The organism is Paraburkholderia sp. BR14374, assembly GCF_040948685.1.
Lineage (GTDB): Bacteria > Pseudomonadota > Gammaproteobacteria > Burkholderiales > Burkholderiaceae > Paraburkholderia > Paraburkholderia youngii.
This window is the reverse complement of sequence record NZ_JBFPKF010000008.1, coordinates 70756-86350: the sequence shown is the minus strand read 5'-3', so window position 1 is coordinate 86350 and position 15595 is coordinate 70756. Positions and strand designations below refer to the sequence as shown.

Genomic DNA, 15595 nt, shown 5'->3' with positions numbered 1-15595 from the left:
TGGGATCCTGGAAATGGGTCACGTAATGGCTGACATAAAACCGCCATATTGTACCGTTCCGCCATCATTGCCGCACCCGCTACAGCGCCGTTACAACAGCCCCCGGCGCGTCGTGTCACTCGCCGCCGTAGAAGTTCTGCGCACCCGCAAAATTGTCGAATTTCGTGTATTGACCATGGAACGTGAGGCGAACCGGGCCGATCGGACCATTCCGTTGCTTGCCGATGATGATCTCCGCGGTGCCCTTGTCGGGGCTGTCCGGGTTGTACACTTCGTCGCGGTAGATGAACAGGATCACGTCGGCGTCCTGTTCGATAGCGCCCGATTCGCGCAGGTCCGACATGATCGGCCGTTTGTTCGGCCGCTGCTCGAGGCCGCGATTCAGCTGCGACAATGCGATCACCGGCACGTCGAGCTCCTTCGCGAGGCCCTTCAGCGAACGCGAGATTTCCGAGATTTCGGTCGCGCGGTTTTCGCCCGCCGACGAGCCGCTCATCAGTTGCAGATAGTCGATGATGATCAGCCCGAGCTTGCCGCACTGGCGCGACAGCCGGCGCGCGCGCGAGCGCAGTTCCATCGGGTTCAGACCGCCGGTTTCGTCGATGAAGATCTGCGCCTCGCTCATTTTCTGCACCGCGTGCGTGAGCTTCGGCCAATCCTCGTCGGTCAGACGCCCGGTACGCATGCGATGCTGATCGAGCCGGCCGACCGAGCCGAGCATACGCATCGTGAGCTGCGTGCCCGGCATTTCCATCGAGAACACCGCGACGGGCAGTCCGTACTCGACCGCGACGTACTCGCCGATGTTCATCGAAAACGCCGTCTTACCCATCGACGGACGGCCCGCGACGATGATCAACTCGCCGCCGTGCATGCCCGAGGTCATGCGGTCCAGATCGACGAAGCCGGTTGGCGTGCCGGTCACGTCGCTCGGATTGGCGGTGTGATAGAGCGTATCGATCCGTTCGACCACCTGGGTCAGCAGCGGCCCGATCTCGAGAAAGCCCTGGGTGCCGCGCGCGCCGTCTTCGGCGATCGAAAACACCTTCGATTCCGCTTCGTCCAGCAATTGCCGGACTTCCTTGCCTTGAGGGTTGAACGCGTCGGCGGAGATTTCATCGGCGACCGACACAAGCCGGCGCAGCACCGCGCGGTCGCGCACGATTTCCGCGTAGCGGCGGATATTGGCCGCGCTCGGCGTGTTCTGCGCGAGCGCGTTCAGGTAAGCGAGGCCACCGACCTCTTCCGCCTTGCCCGAAGTGCCGAGCGCTTCGTAGACGGTGACCACGTCGGCCGGACGCGTGGCCGCGATCAGCTTGCCGATGTGCTCGAAGATGATGCGGTGGTCGTAACGGTAGAAGTCGCTCTGCGCGAGGAAGTCGGCAATGCGGTCCCATGCCGCGTTGTCGAGCAGCAGGCCGCCCAGCACCGATTGCTCGGCTTCGATCGAATGCGGGGGGACTTTCAGCGACTCGAGTTGGGGATCTTTGGACGGTGCGTTCATGGGGAGGAATTATCGGGCAATCCGACGACGGCTGCGAGCGGAAAAAACGCCAACTCGGGGATACTCGACGGATAGTTGGGCACAAAAAAAGCAGGGGCCGGTTACCCGGCCCCTGCCCTTCACCAGCGAAGTGCTGGCTGATCCTGCGTAATGCTCAGCGGTCGACTTAGACGTGCTCGCCGATCACCGCCACCGTCACATCGACGAGAACGTCGGTGTGCAGCGAAACTTGAACCGGGTGCTCGCCAACCATCTTCAGCGGGCCTTCCGGCAGACGCACTTGCGCCTTTTCCACCGCGAAGCCTTGCTTGCCCAGTGCTTCAGCGATGTCGGCATTCGTCACCGAACCGAACAGACGGCCGTCGACGCCAGCCTTCTGATTGATCTGAACCGTCTGGCCTGCCAGCTTTTCGCCTTGAGCCTGAGCGGCTGCCAGCTTTTCAGCGGCGACCTTTTCGAGTTCTGCGCGGCGCACTTCGAATTCAGCCAGGGCTTCTTTCGTTGCACGGCGAGCTTGCTTGTTCGGGATCAGGAAGTTACGTGCGTAACCGTCCTTGACCTTCACGATGTCGCCCAGGTTACCCAGATTGACGACTTTTTCCAGAAGAATGATTTGCATTCGGATGCTCCTTATCGCGTCGTCGGGTTAGGCCTTGTGCTGGTCGGTGTACGGCATCAGCGCGAGGAAACGCGCGCGCTTGATAGCCGTGTCCAGTTGGCGTTGATAGTGCGCCTTGGTACCCGTGAGACGTGCCGGCGTGATCTTGCCGTTCTCGCCGATGAAGTCCTTCAGCGTTTCGATGTCTTTGTAGTCGATGTACTCGACGCCAGCGGCCGTGAAACGGCAGAACTTCTTGCGCTTGAAGAGCGGGTTCTGTTGCTGACGACGCTTGTCGAATTTCTTACCAGTCGGGCGGGGCATGATTAGTCCTTTCCAATGTCCTGCAATGCTGTGATGTGAAATACCAGAGTTCGCGCGTTTCGGTGCTTTTTAGCCAGAAAACCTGTGAAGAGCGTTTCGACGCCCATCTGACAGTTTTCGAGCTTGCCGCTCGCTTCGCCCGCGGCGACCGCCTGCATGGTCAGTTCGACCTGACGGGCAATGCCCGCCTCGACGACTTCCGTGCGGTGGTGCAACGTGCAGCTTGCAATCGGAACGCCGGCGGGCGTGTACCGCACCGCTTCGCGTTCGACGACGCTCGCCGTGAGTTGCAGCCGGTTCATGTACTTGAGATGCCTTCGTGTACGTGAGCGGAGCGACGCTGCGTGTCTGGTAGCTTAAATAGTGTGTCTTAAGCCTGCGCTTCGGTCGGCTGAGCGGCTGCCGACTTCTTGGCTTCTTCGCGCTGCACTTCCTTCATCATCGGCGACGGGCCGGTTTCGGCCTTCTTCATCTTGACGATCAGGTGACGCAGAACGGCGTCGTTGAACTTGAACGCGTGTTCCAGCTCGTCGAGCGTGGTCTGGTCGCATTCGATGTTCATGCAGACGTAGTGAGCCTTCGCGAGTTTCTCGATCATGTAGGCCAGTTGGCGACGGCCCCAGTCTTCGACGCGGTGGATCTGACCACCGTGCGACGTGATCGTGCTCTTGTAACGCTCGATCATGGCGGGCACTTGCTCGCTTTGATCGGGATGCACGATAAAGACGATTTCGTAATGACGCATTACACACTCCTTGTGGATTAAAGCCGCCCGGGCGTCGGAACCGGTGCGGCAAGTGAGAAGCCCAAAAGTGTAACCCGAATGGGGACGGGTTGCAAGGCATTCCGCCGATTAGACGGCGGAATTGGACGTATTTTCAACAGCTTAGGCGTTACAGAACCGGGGAAATCGGGCCGCGGCAGCCCCTCAACCCGCTTCCGTGCGTTGACTGCCGCTCTGCAACCGCGCTCTGAGCGCCGCTTCGAAGCCTGTGAGCGCATTGGGCGCGGCGTCCGTGATCGCCCACCAGGTCATGCCCGCCGCGTCCCAGTGCGCGATCGAATAGCCGTCGCGACCGAGCGCCGCCGGCGCCGCGCCCTCCGCCGTGGACTGCGGAAACACGTACACGTCGATCACGTGCTTGCCGTAGCGGTACACGAGCACCGCGACCCGCTGATGCGCGAGGTAGTCGAGCCGGCCGCCCTGAAGCGCGAAGCCGGCCGCCGCGAGGTCCTCGACCGGCGGCGAATAGTCGAGCCTGCCGTTGAACCACGGCTTCACGGTGTGACGGTCCGTCGAAATCACGTCGATGTCGCGGCCGGAGACCTGCGCGCGCACATGGCTTTCGACGAGTTCGTCGGTGAACGGCGAGAAGTCGGCCGGACGATGCAGCGTCAGCGTCAGGACCGCGGCGGCCGCGCACAACGCGATCACCAGTGCCGCAAGACCGCCGTGCGCGGCCGCGCGGTTTGCACCGCCCGCGCCGAGCGGGCCGCCGAAGCCCCCGAGCCATCCGTCGAGCCACGCGGGCCACCACGCCCCGCGACGCTGACGCCCAGGTTGCTGCGTCACCGGCTGCGTCATCCCGGCGGCGGACTTCTTCGGTAGATCGTCGGGCGCCGCCGTCGCCGCCGTCGCGGCCCCTTCGTCGACGACGCCGGGCAAGCCCGCCACGATCCGCGCCCGCAACGACTGCGGCGCCCGATGATACGGCGCCGCGCGCAGCGCGCCGCTCAGCGCGCGCACGTTGTCGCTCGCGCGCCGGCAATCGTCGCAGTTCTCGATATGCTGCTGGACCCGGCGCGCATCGGGCGCCGGCAATTCGTGATCGGCATTCGCATCGAGGAGCGGCCGTGCTTCGTTACAGTCCATCCGGCGTCTCCTGAGCGGGGTCGGCGGCAGCGCCGGGAATGTTGAGAGGCCGGCCGTCGGCAAACGCCCGGAGCTGTGTCACTGTTGCGGTGGCGGGCATGCCCGCCGACGATGCCGGGCGACCGTCGCCGGAACTTTTTGCCGGCTGGGCGCAGGGGGCGGGGGGCGCGGTGGCCGCCGACCTCGCGAGTCGCCCGGACGGCGCGTCCCGATCCGACGGCGCCTCCTGCCGGCCACCCTGCCCGCCTTTACGCCCGTTGCCTACCGGCTCCCCACCGCCTCGCTGCTGCGCCATCAACACCTCCGCCAGCTTGCGCCGCCCACGCGCGAGCCGCGACATCACCGTACCGATCGGCACATCGGCCACCACCGCGATCTCCCGATATCCCATCTCTTCGAGCTCACGCAAGATCAGCACCTCGCGATACTCGACCGGCAAACGCGCCAGCGCATCGTGCACCAGTCGCACATCCTCGTCGCGGATCAGCAGTGTCTGCGGATCGTCACCGCCTGCGCTCCAGCCGTCGAGGGTCGCGTCGTCCATCGTTTCGTCGAATTCGAGCATGTCGTGCGCCGGCGCGCGCCGCCGCCATTCCGTGTACCAGGTCCGGCGCACGATCGCGAGCAGCCACGGCCGTGCGGAGTCGCCCCGAAACGTATCGAAGAAGCGGAACGCGCGCATGAACGCTTCCTGCACGACGTCCTCGGCATCGTTCGGATTGCCGCACAGCCAGCGCGCGAGGTTGTACGCGGCGTCCAGATGCGGCAACGCCAGCTGCTGGAAGCGGCGGCTTTTCGCGGCATCGGAATCGGCATCGGCAGCGGGGCGGGCACTAGGCTCGCCCCGCGCGCGGGCGGCGTCTGAGTCGGTCTGGACCACGTGGGTCCCTCCAAGGGCATGGCGGCTGCGTCGTGCGGGTCGCTGCTGTCGCGCGCCCCGCGTCGTGTGCTGACGTGTCTTTCACAGCAGAACTGGCCATAGACCCAGTTTATTCCCGACTTCCGCCAGCAATCGCCAAAAGTTCGGGCTCGCCCGCGGGCCTCTCGCCAACTAATACGCCCGCTAGTACGACGGCCGGTTCCAGTAGTCGTCGCTTGCGTACACGTCTTTCAGATAGTCGATGAAATAGCGCACCCGCGCCGGCACGTAGCGCTGCTGCGGATAGACCGCGAGGATGTCGTAATCGGGCAGCGCATACTCGTCGAGCACGGTTTCCAGCTCACCGCGCGCAAGCTGCTGCTGGATTTCCCATGTCGAGCGCCAGCCGAGTCCGAGCCCTTCCGAAACCCAGCGATGCAGCAGTTCGCCATCGTTGCAGTCGAGCGAGCCCCCCACCCGCACCGTCGCGAGCTTGCCGTTGCGGCGAAAATACCAGCCGCGGTTCTGGCCGCCTTGCAGATTGAACGCCAGGCAGTTGTGAGCCGGCAGATCCTCGAGCGTCTTCGGCTTGCCGTGACGACGGAAATACTCGGGCGTACCGCACACCACGCGCCGGTTCGACGCGAGCTTCACCGCGACGAAGTTCGGATCGACCGTGCCGCCGATGCGAATCGACAGGTCGTACCCCTCGCGCACCAGATCGACGACCCGGTCGGTCAGATTGAACGACATCTGCAACCCGGGTTTGTCGCGCAGAAATGCGGGCGCGAGCGGCGCGACATGCTTGCGGCCGAACGCGGCCGGCGCCGACACGATCAGATGGCCATTCACCGCGCGGCGCCCCGCGCTCAGTTCGTTTTCCGCCTGATCCCACTCGCTGAGGAGCCCGCGGCAGCGTTCGAGAAACGCCGCGCCGTCCTCGCTGACCACCAGCCGCCGCGTCGTGCGATACATCAGCTTCACGCCGAGGCGCTTCTCCAGCGCGTCGATGCGCCGCCCGAGAATCACCGGCGACACGCCCTCCTCCAGCGCCGCCGCCGCGAGACTGCCCGCATCGGCGACCCGCACAAAGGTTTCGATCTGTTTGAAGCGGTCCATGCTCGTCTCCCACCTGTCTCTTGCCGGGCTGATGCCGGCCGTGCGCCGGGCGTCACGACATTCCATACTTTTTGTTTCGGAATAAGCGACCCGGACTGATCTTATCAAACCTTTGGCGCAGGCCTACAGTGTCCCTCAACCGACGTAATTACCGACATTGAGGAGACATCCATGGCCAAGATGAGAGCCGTCGACGCCGCCGTTCTGGTGCTCGAAAAAGAAGGCATCGATACCGCGTTCGGCGTGCCGGGCGCCGCGATCAACCCGTTCTACTCGGCGATGCGCAAAGCCGGCGGCATCAGCCACGTGCTCGCGCGTCACGTCGAGGGCGCGTCGCACATGGCCGAGGGCTATACGCGTGCCCAGCCGGGCAACATCGGCGTGTGCATCGGCACGTCGGGCCCCGCCGGCACCGACATGATCACCGGTTTGTACTCCGCCCAGGCCGACTCGATTCCTATTCTGGCTATCACAGGCCAGGCGCCGCGCGCGCGTCTGTACAAGGAAGACTTCCAGGCCGTCGATATCGAAGCGATTGCGAAGCCCGTGACCAAGTGGGCCGTGACCGTGCGCGAGCCCGCGCTGGTGCCGCGGGTGTTCCAGCAGGCGTTCCATCTGATGCGCTCGGGCCGCCCGGGCCCGGTGCTGGTCGACTTGCCGATCGACGTGCAGCTCGCCCAAATCGAATTCGATATCGACACGTACGAACCGCTGCCGGTCTACAAGCCGAAGGCGACTCGCAAGCAGATCGAAGCGGCGCTGACGCTGCTCAACGATGCCGACAAGCCGTTGATCGTATCGGGCGGCGGCGTGTTGAACGCGGTGGCCGAAGACCTGCTCGTGAAGTTCGCCGAAACGGTCGGCGTGCCGGTGATCCCGACGCTGATGTCCTGGGGCGCGATTCCCGACGACCATCCGCTGATGGCCGGCATGGTCGGTCTGCAGACCTCGCATCGCTATGGCAACGCGACGATGCTCGCATCCGACTTCGTGCTCGGCATCGGCAACCGCTGGGCCAATCGTCACACCGGCAGCGTCGATGTGTATACGAAGGGCCGCAAGTTCGTGCACGTCGATATCGAACCGACGCAGATCGGCCGCGTGTTCGGCCCGGATCTCGGCATCGTGTCGGACGCGAAGGCCGCGCTCGAACTGTTCGTCGAAGTCGCCGGCGAATGGAAGGCCGCGGGCAAGCTCAAGGATCGCAGCGCGTGGGTTGCCGATTGCCAGCAACGCAAGCGCACGATGCTGCGCAAGACGCACTTCGACAACGTGCCGATGAAGCCGCAGCGCGTCTATGAAGAGATGAATCAGGTGTTCGGCCGCGACACCTGCTACGTGAGCACGATCGGCTTGTCGCAGATTGCCGCCGCGCAATTCCTGCACGTGTACAAGGCACGCAACTGGATCAACTGCGGCCAGGCCGGCCCGCTCGGCTGGACGATTCCGGCGGCGCTCGGCGTGCGCGCGGCCGATCCGCAACGGCCGATCGTCGCGCTGTCCGGCGACTACGACTTCCAGTTCATGATCGAAGAGCTCGCGGCGGGCGCGCAATTCAAGCTGCCGTACGTGCACGTCGTCGTGAACAACTCGTATCTCGGGCTGATCCGCCAGGCGCAGCGCGCGTTCGAAATGGACTACTGCGTGCAGCTCGGCTTCGAAAACATCAACTCGCCGGAGACCAACGGCTATGGCGTCGATCACGTCGCGGTCGCCGAAGGTCTCGGCTGCAAGGCGATTCGCGTGTTCAAGCCGGAAGAGCTGAAGCCGGCGCTGCAAAAAGCGCAGTCGATGCTCGCCGAGTTCAACGTGCCGGTGATCGTCGAAGTGATTCTCGAACGCGTGACCAACATCTCGATGGGCACCGAGATCGACGCGATCAACGAGTTCGAGGAACTCGCTGAAAAGCGCGAGGACGCGCCGACCGCGATCAGCCTGCTCGACTGAGCGTCACGCGTTCGCGGTACCCGCAGCATTCAGCGCGCACGATGCGCGAGGGCCGGGCTCTTGCTCCGCGCCCTCGCCTCATCACGCCCAGCGCCATTCCCTGACCGACCTGAGAGACAAAAGCACCATGCCGAAATTCGCAGCGAACCTGACGATGCTGTTCAACGAAGTGCCGTTCCTCGACCGTTTCGCGGCAGCAGCCAATGCCGGCTTTCACGCGGTCGAATTCCTGTTTCCGTATCCGTATTCGATCGCCGAGTTGAGCGAACGTCTGCGGCAGAACCGCCTGAAGCTGGTGCTGCACAACCTGCCGGCGGGCAACTGGGAAGCCGGCGAACGCGGCATCGCGTGTCTGCCCGATCGGGTCGCCGAGTTCCAGGAAGGCGTCGGCCGTGCGATCGACTACGCAGCCGCGTTGAAGGTGCCGCAACTGAATTGCCTCGTCGGTATTCCGGGCGCGAACGTCTCCGCCGACACCGCCCGCGCGACGATCGTCGAGAACCTGCGCTTTGCCGCGCGCGAGTTGAAGAAGGCCGGCATCCGGCTGCTCGTCGAACCGTGCAACTCGTACGACATTCCGGGCTTCGCGCTGAACCGCTCGCGCGATGGACTCGACGTGATTCGCGAAGTCGGCTCGGACAATCTGTTCCTGCAATACGACATCTATCACATGCAACGGATGGAAGGCGAACTCGCGGCGACGATCGAAAAGAACCTCGCGCAGATCGCGCATATCCAGCTTGCGGACAACCCCGGACGGCATGAACCGGGCACCGGCGAGATCAACTATCCGTATCTGTTCGCGCTGCTCGACTCGCTTGGCTACGACGGCTACGTGGGTTGCGAATACAAGCCGCGCACGACGACCGAGGCCGGCCTCGGCTGGGTGCAAAGCGTCGCTGGTCAGGCACGCGGCGCGGCACATGCGGCGGCTTGAGACTCGTCACGCTCAACGCACGCCCCCTATAACCCTGGAGATTCACACATGGCAAAGATCGGCTTCATCGGGCTCGGCATCATGGGCGCGCACATGGCGCGCAACCTCATCAAGGGCGGTCACTCGCTGTTCGTGAACGGCGCGTATCCAGTGCCGGACGACGTCGCGAAGAGCGCGAGCGTGGTGGCCAGTTCGACCGCGGTCGCGCAGGCCGCCGACATCGTCATCATCATGGTGCCGGACACGCCTGACGTCGCCAACGTGCTGTTCGCCGACGACGGCGTTGCCGCCGGCCTCAGCAGAGGCAAGCTCGTGATCGACATGAGCTCGATCTCGCCGCTCGACACCCAGGCGTTCGCGAAGAAGATCAACGCGCTCGGCGTCGACTATCTCGATGCGCCGGTGTCCGGCGGCGAAATCGGCGCACGCGACGCGTCGCTGACGATCATGGTCGGCGGTCCCGAGAAAGCCTTTGCTTTAGCCAAGCCGCTGTTCGAGCTGATGGGCAGGAACATCTCGCTGATCGGCGAGAACGGCGCGGGTCAGACCTGCAAGGTCGCGAACCAGATCATCGTCGCGCTGAACATCGAAGCGGTCGCGGAAGCGCTGCTGTTCGCGTCGCGCTCGGGCGCCGATCCGGAGCGCGTGCGCCGCGCGTTGATGGGCGGCTTCGCGTCATCGCGGATTCTCGAAGTGCATGGCGAGCGCATGACGAAGCGCACCTTCAATCCGGGTTTTCGGATCGAGCTGCATCAGAAGGACCTGAATCTCGCGCTCGATGGCGCGCGCAAGCTTGGCATCGCGCTGCCGCATACCGCGAGCGCGCAGCAGTTGTTCAGCGTGTGCGCGGCAAACGGCGGCAAAGCATGGGATCACTCGGCGATGGTGCGCGCGCTCGAGATCATGGCGAATCATGAGGTCGCGCAAACGCCGGATAGCAAGGAGGCGAAGGCGGCCTGAGGTCTCCCTTCGCGGTTCCTGTGTGATTGAGCTCGTCGTCGATTGCGCCGATGGCCGCTTCGGCATCCGCGCGGTAATGATGAGCACAGGTGGGGCGCCCGTTCGTCGCCCGGCGGCTTCGGCTGCTGGCGCGGTGGAACGGGCAAATCGCGCCGCTCTGGGCTGAGAGCGGCAAGTGGGGTCCGCAGCGGCACCCGGCGACGCCGAGGAAGCCTTGGTCGGTCAGACGTCGTCGTCGGGTGTCCGGCTGTCGGATTCGTCAATCAGTATGTATCGAATACCTTCTGCAACGCAGCCGGCGCTGTATGGCCCGCTGCCAGCGCCAGCATCAACAGCACGCGCGCCTTGTACGGATTCAGCGTACCCGCGCTGACGAAGCCGAGCGCGTCGTCGGCGGCGGCGCCGTTGCGCATCACATGCCCTGAGCCGACACGCGACGAGCGCACCACCGCGATACCGCGCGACACCGCCTCGGCGAGCGCCTGCTGCAGCGCCTGATGAATCGAGCCATTGCCCGTGCCCGCGACGACGATGCCGCGCACGCCCGCGGCGACGAGCGCATCGACGGCAATGCGCGACACGCCCGCATAGCTCGCGACGATCTCCACGTGCGGCCACGCCGTATCGATCGCGAACTCGCTTGCAAGCGTATGCGCGCGCACCACGCCGCGCTGAAACTCGACGCGGCCATCCTGCACCCAGCCGAGCGCACCGATTTCCGGCGACTGGAACGCGTCGACCGCATAGGTGCTCGTCTTCACGACGTCGCGCGCGCTATGAATGCGGTTGTTGAATGCGACCAGTACGCCCTGCCCGCGGGAAGCCGCCTGCGCCGCGACCGTCACCGCGTTCAGCAGATTCAACGGACCATCGGCCGATAGCGCCGACGCCGGCCGCATCGCCGCGGTCAGCACGACTGGCTTGTCCGACTTGACGGTCAGATGCAGCAGGTAGGCGGTTTCTTCGAGCGTGTCGGTGCCGTGCGTGACGACCACGCCGTCGACGTCGTCGCTCGCGAGCAGCGCGTTGATACGTTGCGCAAGCGTGGTCCACAGCGGCAGCGCCATGTCCTTGCTGTCGACGCTGGCGATCTGCTCCGGCGCGATCCGCGCAACCGTCGACAGCGCCGGCACCGCCGCGAGCAACTGATCGACGCCGACGACGCCCGCTTGATAGCCGGACGTGTTGGCGGCATCCGCTGCCGCGCCGGCGATCGTGCCGCCGGTCGCGAGCACGGCGATGCATGGCAACGAGGAAGTGGCGCCCGGCGTGCTGGGAGGAGTCGGGAGAGAGGAAGTCGAGGTATTCATGGCGGCGATTGTAAGCGATGCGCCGCGCGCCGCCATGCGTGAAAGCGCGAAGCTTAAGCGGCCTCGCGCAACTGCGCCGCGATATCGGTCTCGCTCAATTGCGGCGCGAACATCTCGATCAGCCGATACGCGTACGCGCGCAGGAACGCGCCCTTGCGCAAGCCGACGCGCGTCGTGCTCGCCTCGAACAGATGCTGCGTATCGAGCGCGACGAGTTCGGTGTCGCGCTTCGGGTCGTAGGCCATCGCCGCGACCACGCCGATGCCCATGCCGAGCTCGACGTAGGTCTTGATCACGTCGGCGTCGATCGCGGTCAGCACGACGTCGGGCAATGCGCCTGCTTTCGCGAATGCCTGGTCGATATGCGAGCGGCCCGTGAAGTCCTGGTCGTACGTGACGATCGGGAATTCGGCGATCTCGTCGAGCGTCAGGTTTTCGCGGCCGACCAGCGGATGATCCTTCGGCACCACCACCACGTGATGCCACGAATAGCACGGGAACGTGACGATGTCGGGGAAGCGGTCGAGCGCCTCGGTCGAGATGCCGATATCGGCCTCGCCGTTGATGATCATCTGCGCGATCTGCTGCGGGCTGCCCTGACGCAGCGCCAGATGCACTTTCGGGAACACCGACGTGAACTGTCGAACCACCTTCGGCAGTGCGTAGCGGGCCTGCGTGTGGGTGGTCGCGACGACGAGGTGGCCGCTGTCCTGATCCGCGTACTGACGCGCGACGCGGCGCAGATTCTCCGCATCGAGCAGCATCCGCTCGATCAGCTGATGCACGGCCTTGCCCGGTTCGGTGAGGCCCGTCAGCCGCTTGCCGCGGCGAATGAAAATGTCGACGCCCAGTTCGTCCTCGAGATCCTTGATCTGCTTGGACACGCCCGACTGCGACGTGTACAGCACGTTCGCCACTTCGGTCAGATTCATGTTCTGCCGCACGGCCTCGCGCACGAAGCGCAATTGCTGGAAATTCATCGATATGTCTCCGGTTCTGCCAGAGTTGAGTTATTAGAGCCGCCAAATGCCAAATGGAACCACTCGGTACGGCCGATACGTTTCTCTCCTGCTTCGAGCGCCGCACGGCGGCGCTGCCATCTCACTGCGCCGGAAACACCCGCAGCGCGCGCGGCACCGCGGTCACGCCATCGCCGACCGCGAGTTGCAGATCACGCCACGTTTCGCGATCGAGTTCGGCTTCGAGCAGATTGCCCGCGCGACCGGCGAGCTCGACGCGCACCGAGCCGCCGAGCGTCACCACGCGCCGCACGTCGACGACGATGCCGTCGCGATGCCCGGCCGCCTGCGGATACAGCTGCAGGTCATGCGGCCGCACATAGGCGAACGCCGGACCGCTGAAACCCGCCGTGATCGCGACCGGCAGCGCGGCGCCATCGACGACGAAGCCTTGCCCATCGACATTGCCGTGCAGACGGTTCGCCGCGCCGAGAAACTCGTAGACGAACGGCGTCTGCGGATGGTCGTACACGTCCTGCGGGCTGCCCACCTGCTCGACATGGCCGCGATTGAGCACGACGATGCGATCGGCCACTTCGAGCGCCTCTTCCTGATCGTGCGTGACGAAGATCGTCGAGATATGCAGATCGTCGTGCAGGCGCCGCAGCCAGCTGCGCAGTTCCTTGCGCACCTTCGCGTCGAGCGCGCCGAACGGCTCGTCGAGCAGCAGCACCTTCGGCTCGACGGCCAACGCGCGCGCAAGCGCGATGCGTTGCCGCTGACCACCGGACAGCTCCGACGGATAGCGTTGCGCGAGCCAATCGAGTTGCACGAGCTTCAGCAGTTCATGCACCTTCTCGCGAATCACCTTCTCCGACGGACGTTCCCTGCGAGGCTTCACACGCAGGCCGAACGCGACGTTCTCGAATACCGTCATATGACGGAACAGCGCGTAATGCTGAAACACGAAGCCCACCTCGCGCTCGCGTGCGCCGACCGCCGCGACGTCCTGACCTTGCAGCTCGACCTGGCCGCCGTCCGCGTATTCGAGGCCGGCGATCACGCGCAGCAGGGTCGTCTTGCCGCAACCCGACGGCCCGAGCAGCGCGACGAGTTCGCCCGGCGGAAAGTCGAGCGACACATTGTCGAGCGCGACGAAATCGCCGAAGCGCTTTTGCAGGTTACGAACGGTGATACCCATTTACAGCTCTCCTTGCTTGAGCGGATGTCGCTGCGACGCAGGCGTGGCGTTGACGAAAAACGAATGGGAAGCCGACTGCGCGCTATTGGCCTGTGACGCACCGGCCGGCGCCGGCCCCGCATGCGCGGGCAGCTCACGCGCCGCCGACAGTTCCGCCGACATATGACGCTCGGCCAGCAGCTTGAGACCCAACGTGACCAGTGCCAGCAGCGCGAGCAGCGAGGCCACGGCGAACGCGGCCGAGAAGTTGTACTCGTTGTAGAGGATTTCGACGTGCAGCGGCATCGTGTCGGTCTGCCCGCGAATATGGCCGGACACCACCGACACCGCACCGAACTCGCCCATCGCGCGCGCATTGCACAGAATCACGCCGTACAGCAGGCCCCACTTGACGTTCGGCAGCGTCACACGACGGAACGTCTGCCAGCCCGATGCGCCGAGCACGTGCGCGGCTTCTTCCTCGTCGTTGCCCTGCGCCTGCATCAGCGGAATCAGTTCGCGCGCGACGAACGGGAACGTGACGAAGATCGTCGCGAGCACGATGCCCGGCACCGCGAAGATGATCTGCACGTTGTGATCTTCAAGCCACGGGCCGAACCAGCCCTGCGCGCCGAACATCAGCACGTAGATCAGACCGGAGATCACCGGCGACACCGAAAACGGCAGATCGATCAGCGTGGTCAGCAGTGCCTTGCCGCGGAAGTCGAACTTCGCGATACACCACGAGGCCGCGAGGCCGAACACGAGGTTCAGCGGCACAGCGATCGACGCGGTGAGCAACGTGAGCTTGATCGCCGACAGCGCATCCGGATCGGCGAGCGCTTCGAAGTAAAAACGCAGCCCCTTATTCAGCGCCTGATAGAACACCGCGGCGAGCGGCACGACCAGAAACAGCGCGAGAAACAGCAGTGCGACGCCGATCAGCAGCCAGCGCACGACGGGCGGTTCGCTGACCGGATCGGGGCGGCGCGCGACGCTCGCCGGGTTGGTCGGAACGCGGCTCATTGCACACCTCCACCGATTGCCGCGACGCTCGTGGCCACTGGCGCCGGCCCCGCATTGCCGCGGCTCGTGCGCCGCTGCAGCCACCACTGCAGCGTGTTGATCAGCAGCAGCATCAGGAACGACACGACCAGCATCACGACCGCGAGCGCCGTCGCGCCCGCATAGTCGTATTGCTCGAGCTTCGTGATGATCAGGAGCGACGTGATCTCCGACTTCATCGGCACATTGCCGGCGATGAAGATCACCGAGCCGTATTCGCCGAGCGCGCGCGCGAAGGCGAGCGCGAAACCGGTCAAGAGCGCCGGGAACACGGCCGGCAGCACGACGCGGCGAAACGTGAGCCAGCGCGACGCGCCGAGGCACGCGGCCGCCTCTTCCTGCTCGCGCTCGAACTCCTCGAGCACCGGCTGCACCGTGCGCACGACGAACGGCAGGCCGATGAACGTCAGCGCGACCAGCACGCCGACCGGCGTGAACGCGATCTTGATGCCGAGCGGCGCGAGGAACTGGCCGATCCAGCCGTTACCCGCATACACGGCCGCGAGCGAAATGCCCGCGACCGAGGTGGGCAGCGCGAACGGCAGATCGACGACCGCATCGACGATGCGCTTGAACGGAAACGTGTAGCGCACCAGCACCCACGCGACGAGAAAGCCGAACACCGCGTTGATCAGCGCGCCGCCGAGCGCCGAGAAGAACGTCAGCCGATACGACGCGAGCACGCGCGGCGACGTCACCGCGCGCACGAACTGGTCCCAGTCGAGCGTCGCGGTTTTCAGAAAGGTCGCAGCCAATGGAATCAGCACCACGAGGCTCAAATAAGCCACCGTGATGCCGAGTGTCAGGCCAAAGCCGGGCAATGCGCTCGGCTTGCGGAAGGTCAACGTGGTCATGCTGGATACTCGTTCATGGTTGATGCTCGCGCGGTTGTTCGTGTTGCGGTGTTGCGGTACTACCGCCCTGCTGGCCACCGGCTCCCGGTTAGCCGAAAGCGCGCCC

16 protein-coding genes are annotated in these 15595 nt (G+C 64.8%); 3 read left to right on the top strand and 13 right to left on the bottom strand.

The features are described from left to right. Window positions 1-115: 115 nt before the first annotated feature. From AB3X86_RS20115 to AB3X86_RS20080, 8 genes are all read right to left on the bottom strand, one after another. Window positions 116-1504, bottom strand: a complete 1389-nt coding sequence (locus AB3X86_RS20115; protein WP_176108683.1) for a replicative DNA helicase — start codon at window positions 1502-1504, stop codon at window positions 116-118. Window positions 1505-1670: 166 nt separating this feature from the next. After that, window positions 1671-2123 carry a 50S ribosomal protein L9 gene (rplI, locus tag AB3X86_RS20110; protein WP_013089313.1) on the bottom strand — a complete coding sequence of 151 codons (453 nt, stop codon included), beginning with the start codon at window positions 2121-2123 and terminating at the stop codon, window positions 1671-1673. Between the two features lie 27 nt (window positions 2124-2150). After that, entirely contained in the window at window positions 2151-2426 is a 276-nt protein-coding gene (gene rpsR / locus AB3X86_RS20105) for a 30S ribosomal protein S18 (protein ID WP_008922421.1), read from the bottom strand. 2 nt (window positions 2427-2428) lie between these two features. After that, window positions 2429-2728: a primosomal replication protein N gene (gene priB / locus AB3X86_RS20100; RefSeq protein WP_176108684.1), complete on the bottom strand. Its 300-nt coding sequence runs from the start codon at window positions 2726-2728 to the stop codon at window positions 2429-2431. 68 nt (window positions 2729-2796) lie between these two features. Next, entirely contained in the window at window positions 2797-3171 is a 375-nt protein-coding gene (rpsF, locus tag AB3X86_RS20095) for a 30S ribosomal protein S6 (RefSeq protein ID WP_013089311.1), read from the bottom strand. A gap of 183 nt (window positions 3172-3354) precedes the next feature. After that, window positions 3355-4299 (bottom strand): anti-sigma factor, encoded by a 945-nt coding sequence (locus AB3X86_RS20090; RefSeq protein WP_368597354.1) that lies wholly within the window; start codon window positions 4297-4299, stop codon window positions 3355-3357. After that, window positions 4289-5179 carry an RNA polymerase sigma factor gene (locus AB3X86_RS20085; protein ID WP_368597353.1) on the bottom strand — a complete coding sequence of 297 codons (891 nt, stop codon included), beginning with the start codon at window positions 5177-5179 and terminating at the stop codon, window positions 4289-4291. The genes AB3X86_RS20090 and AB3X86_RS20085 overlap by 11 nt, the downstream gene beginning before the upstream one ends. 183 nt (window positions 5180-5362) lie before the next feature. Beyond that, window positions 5363-6277, bottom strand: a complete 915-nt coding sequence (locus AB3X86_RS20080; protein ID WP_018432103.1) for a LysR family transcriptional regulator — start codon at window positions 6275-6277, stop codon at window positions 5363-5365. Between the two features lie 171 nt (window positions 6278-6448). On the opposite strand from AB3X86_RS20080, the gene gcl reads away from it, so the two are divergent. From gcl to AB3X86_RS20065, 3 genes are all read left to right on the top strand, one after another. After that, window positions 6449-8224 (top strand): glyoxylate carboligase, encoded by a 1776-nt coding sequence (gcl, locus tag AB3X86_RS20075; RefSeq protein ID WP_368597352.1) that lies wholly within the window; start codon window positions 6449-6451, stop codon window positions 8222-8224. Window positions 8225-8351: 127 nt separating this feature from the next. Next, window positions 8352-9161 (top strand): hydroxypyruvate isomerase, encoded by an 810-nt coding sequence (gene hyi, locus AB3X86_RS20070; protein WP_368597351.1) that lies wholly within the window; start codon window positions 8352-8354, stop codon window positions 9159-9161. A gap of 48 nt (window positions 9162-9209) precedes the next feature. Further along, complete coding sequence (locus tag AB3X86_RS20065; RefSeq protein WP_176119921.1) at window positions 9210-10121, top strand: 2-hydroxy-3-oxopropionate reductase; 912 nt, start codon at window positions 9210-9212, stop codon at window positions 10119-10121. A gap of 263 nt (window positions 10122-10384) precedes the next feature. Here AB3X86_RS20065 and AB3X86_RS20060 read toward each other — a convergent pair whose 3' ends face one another. The 5 genes from AB3X86_RS20060 to cysT all read right to left on the bottom strand — a co-directional run bounded on the left by AB3X86_RS20060 (window position 10385) and on the right by cysT (window position 15489). Beyond that, entirely contained in the window at window positions 10385-11431 is a 1047-nt protein-coding gene (locus AB3X86_RS20060) for an asparaginase (protein ID WP_368597350.1), read from the bottom strand. A gap of 53 nt (window positions 11432-11484) precedes the next feature. Then, the gene (locus AB3X86_RS20055) at window positions 11485-12411 is read right to left on the bottom strand and encodes a CysB family HTH-type transcriptional regulator (RefSeq protein ID WP_013089301.1); all 927 of its coding nucleotides are present in this window, start codon (window positions 12409-12411) and stop codon (window positions 11485-11487) included. 121 nt (window positions 12412-12532) lie between these two features. Further along, complete coding sequence (locus tag AB3X86_RS20050; RefSeq protein ID WP_368597349.1) at window positions 12533-13591, bottom strand: sulfate/molybdate ABC transporter ATP-binding protein; 1059 nt, start codon at window positions 13589-13591, stop codon at window positions 12533-12535. Next, the gene (gene cysW, locus AB3X86_RS20045; RefSeq protein WP_368597348.1) at window positions 13592-14596 is read right to left on the bottom strand and encodes a sulfate ABC transporter permease subunit CysW; all 1005 of its coding nucleotides are present in this window, start codon (window positions 14594-14596) and stop codon (window positions 13592-13594) included. It abuts the gene before it with no gap. Further along, entirely contained in the window at window positions 14593-15489 is an 897-nt protein-coding gene (gene cysT, locus AB3X86_RS20040; RefSeq protein ID WP_176108694.1) for a sulfate ABC transporter permease subunit CysT, read from the bottom strand. Before cysT ends, cysW begins: the two co-directional genes overlap by 4 nt. Between the last annotated feature and the right edge of the window lie 106 nt (window positions 15490-15595).

Excerpts from the sequence above, each read along its gene's own strand:
- cysT (WP_176108694.1), bottom strand. The coding sequence starts at position 15,489 with ATGACCACGTTGACCTTCCGCAAGCCGAGCGCATTGCCCGGCTTTGGC.
- hyi (WP_368597351.1), top strand. The coding sequence starts at position 8,352 with ATGCCGAAATTCGCAGCGAACCTGACGATGCTGTTCAACGAAGTGCCG.
- AB3X86_RS20080 (WP_018432103.1), bottom strand. The coding sequence starts at position 6,277 with ATGGACCGCTTCAAACAGATCGAAACCTTTGTGCGGGTCGCCGATGCG.
- rpsR (WP_008922421.1), bottom strand. The coding sequence starts at position 2,426 with ATGCCCCGCCCGACTGGTAAGAAATTCGACAAGCGTCGTCAGCAACAG.
- AB3X86_RS20060 (WP_368597350.1), bottom strand. The coding sequence starts at position 11,431 with ATGAATACCTCGACTTCCTCTCTCCCGACTCCTCCCAGCACGCCGGGC.
- AB3X86_RS20050 (WP_368597349.1), bottom strand. The coding sequence starts at position 13,591 with ATGGGTATCACCGTTCGTAACCTGCAAAAGCGCTTCGGCGATTTCGTC.
- AB3X86_RS20055 (WP_013089301.1), bottom strand. The coding sequence starts at position 12,411 with ATGAATTTCCAGCAATTGCGCTTCGTGCGCGAGGCCGTGCGGCAGAAC.
- gcl (WP_368597352.1), top strand. The coding sequence starts at position 6,449 with ATGGCCAAGATGAGAGCCGTCGACGCCGCCGTTCTGGTGCTCGAAAAA.
- AB3X86_RS20090 (WP_368597354.1), bottom strand. The coding sequence starts at position 4,299 with ATGGACTGTAACGAAGCACGGCCGCTCCTCGATGCGAATGCCGATCAC.
- priB (WP_176108684.1), bottom strand. The coding sequence starts at position 2,728 with ATGAACCGGCTGCAACTCACGGCGAGCGTCGTCGAACGCGAAGCGGTG.
- AB3X86_RS20065 (WP_176119921.1), top strand. The coding sequence starts at position 9,210 with ATGGCAAAGATCGGCTTCATCGGGCTCGGCATCATGGGCGCGCACATG.
- rplI (WP_013089313.1), bottom strand. The coding sequence starts at position 2,123 with ATGCAAATCATTCTTCTGGAAAAAGTCGTCAATCTGGGTAACCTGGGC.
- cysW (WP_368597348.1), bottom strand. The coding sequence starts at position 14,596 with ATGAGCCGCGTTCCGACCAACCCGGCGAGCGTCGCGCGCCGCCCCGAT.
- AB3X86_RS20115 (WP_176108683.1), bottom strand. The coding sequence starts at position 1,504 with ATGAACGCACCGTCCAAAGATCCCCAACTCGAGTCGCTGAAAGTCCCC.
- rpsF (WP_013089311.1), bottom strand. The coding sequence starts at position 3,171 with ATGCGTCATTACGAAATCGTCTTTATCGTGCATCCCGATCAAAGCGAG.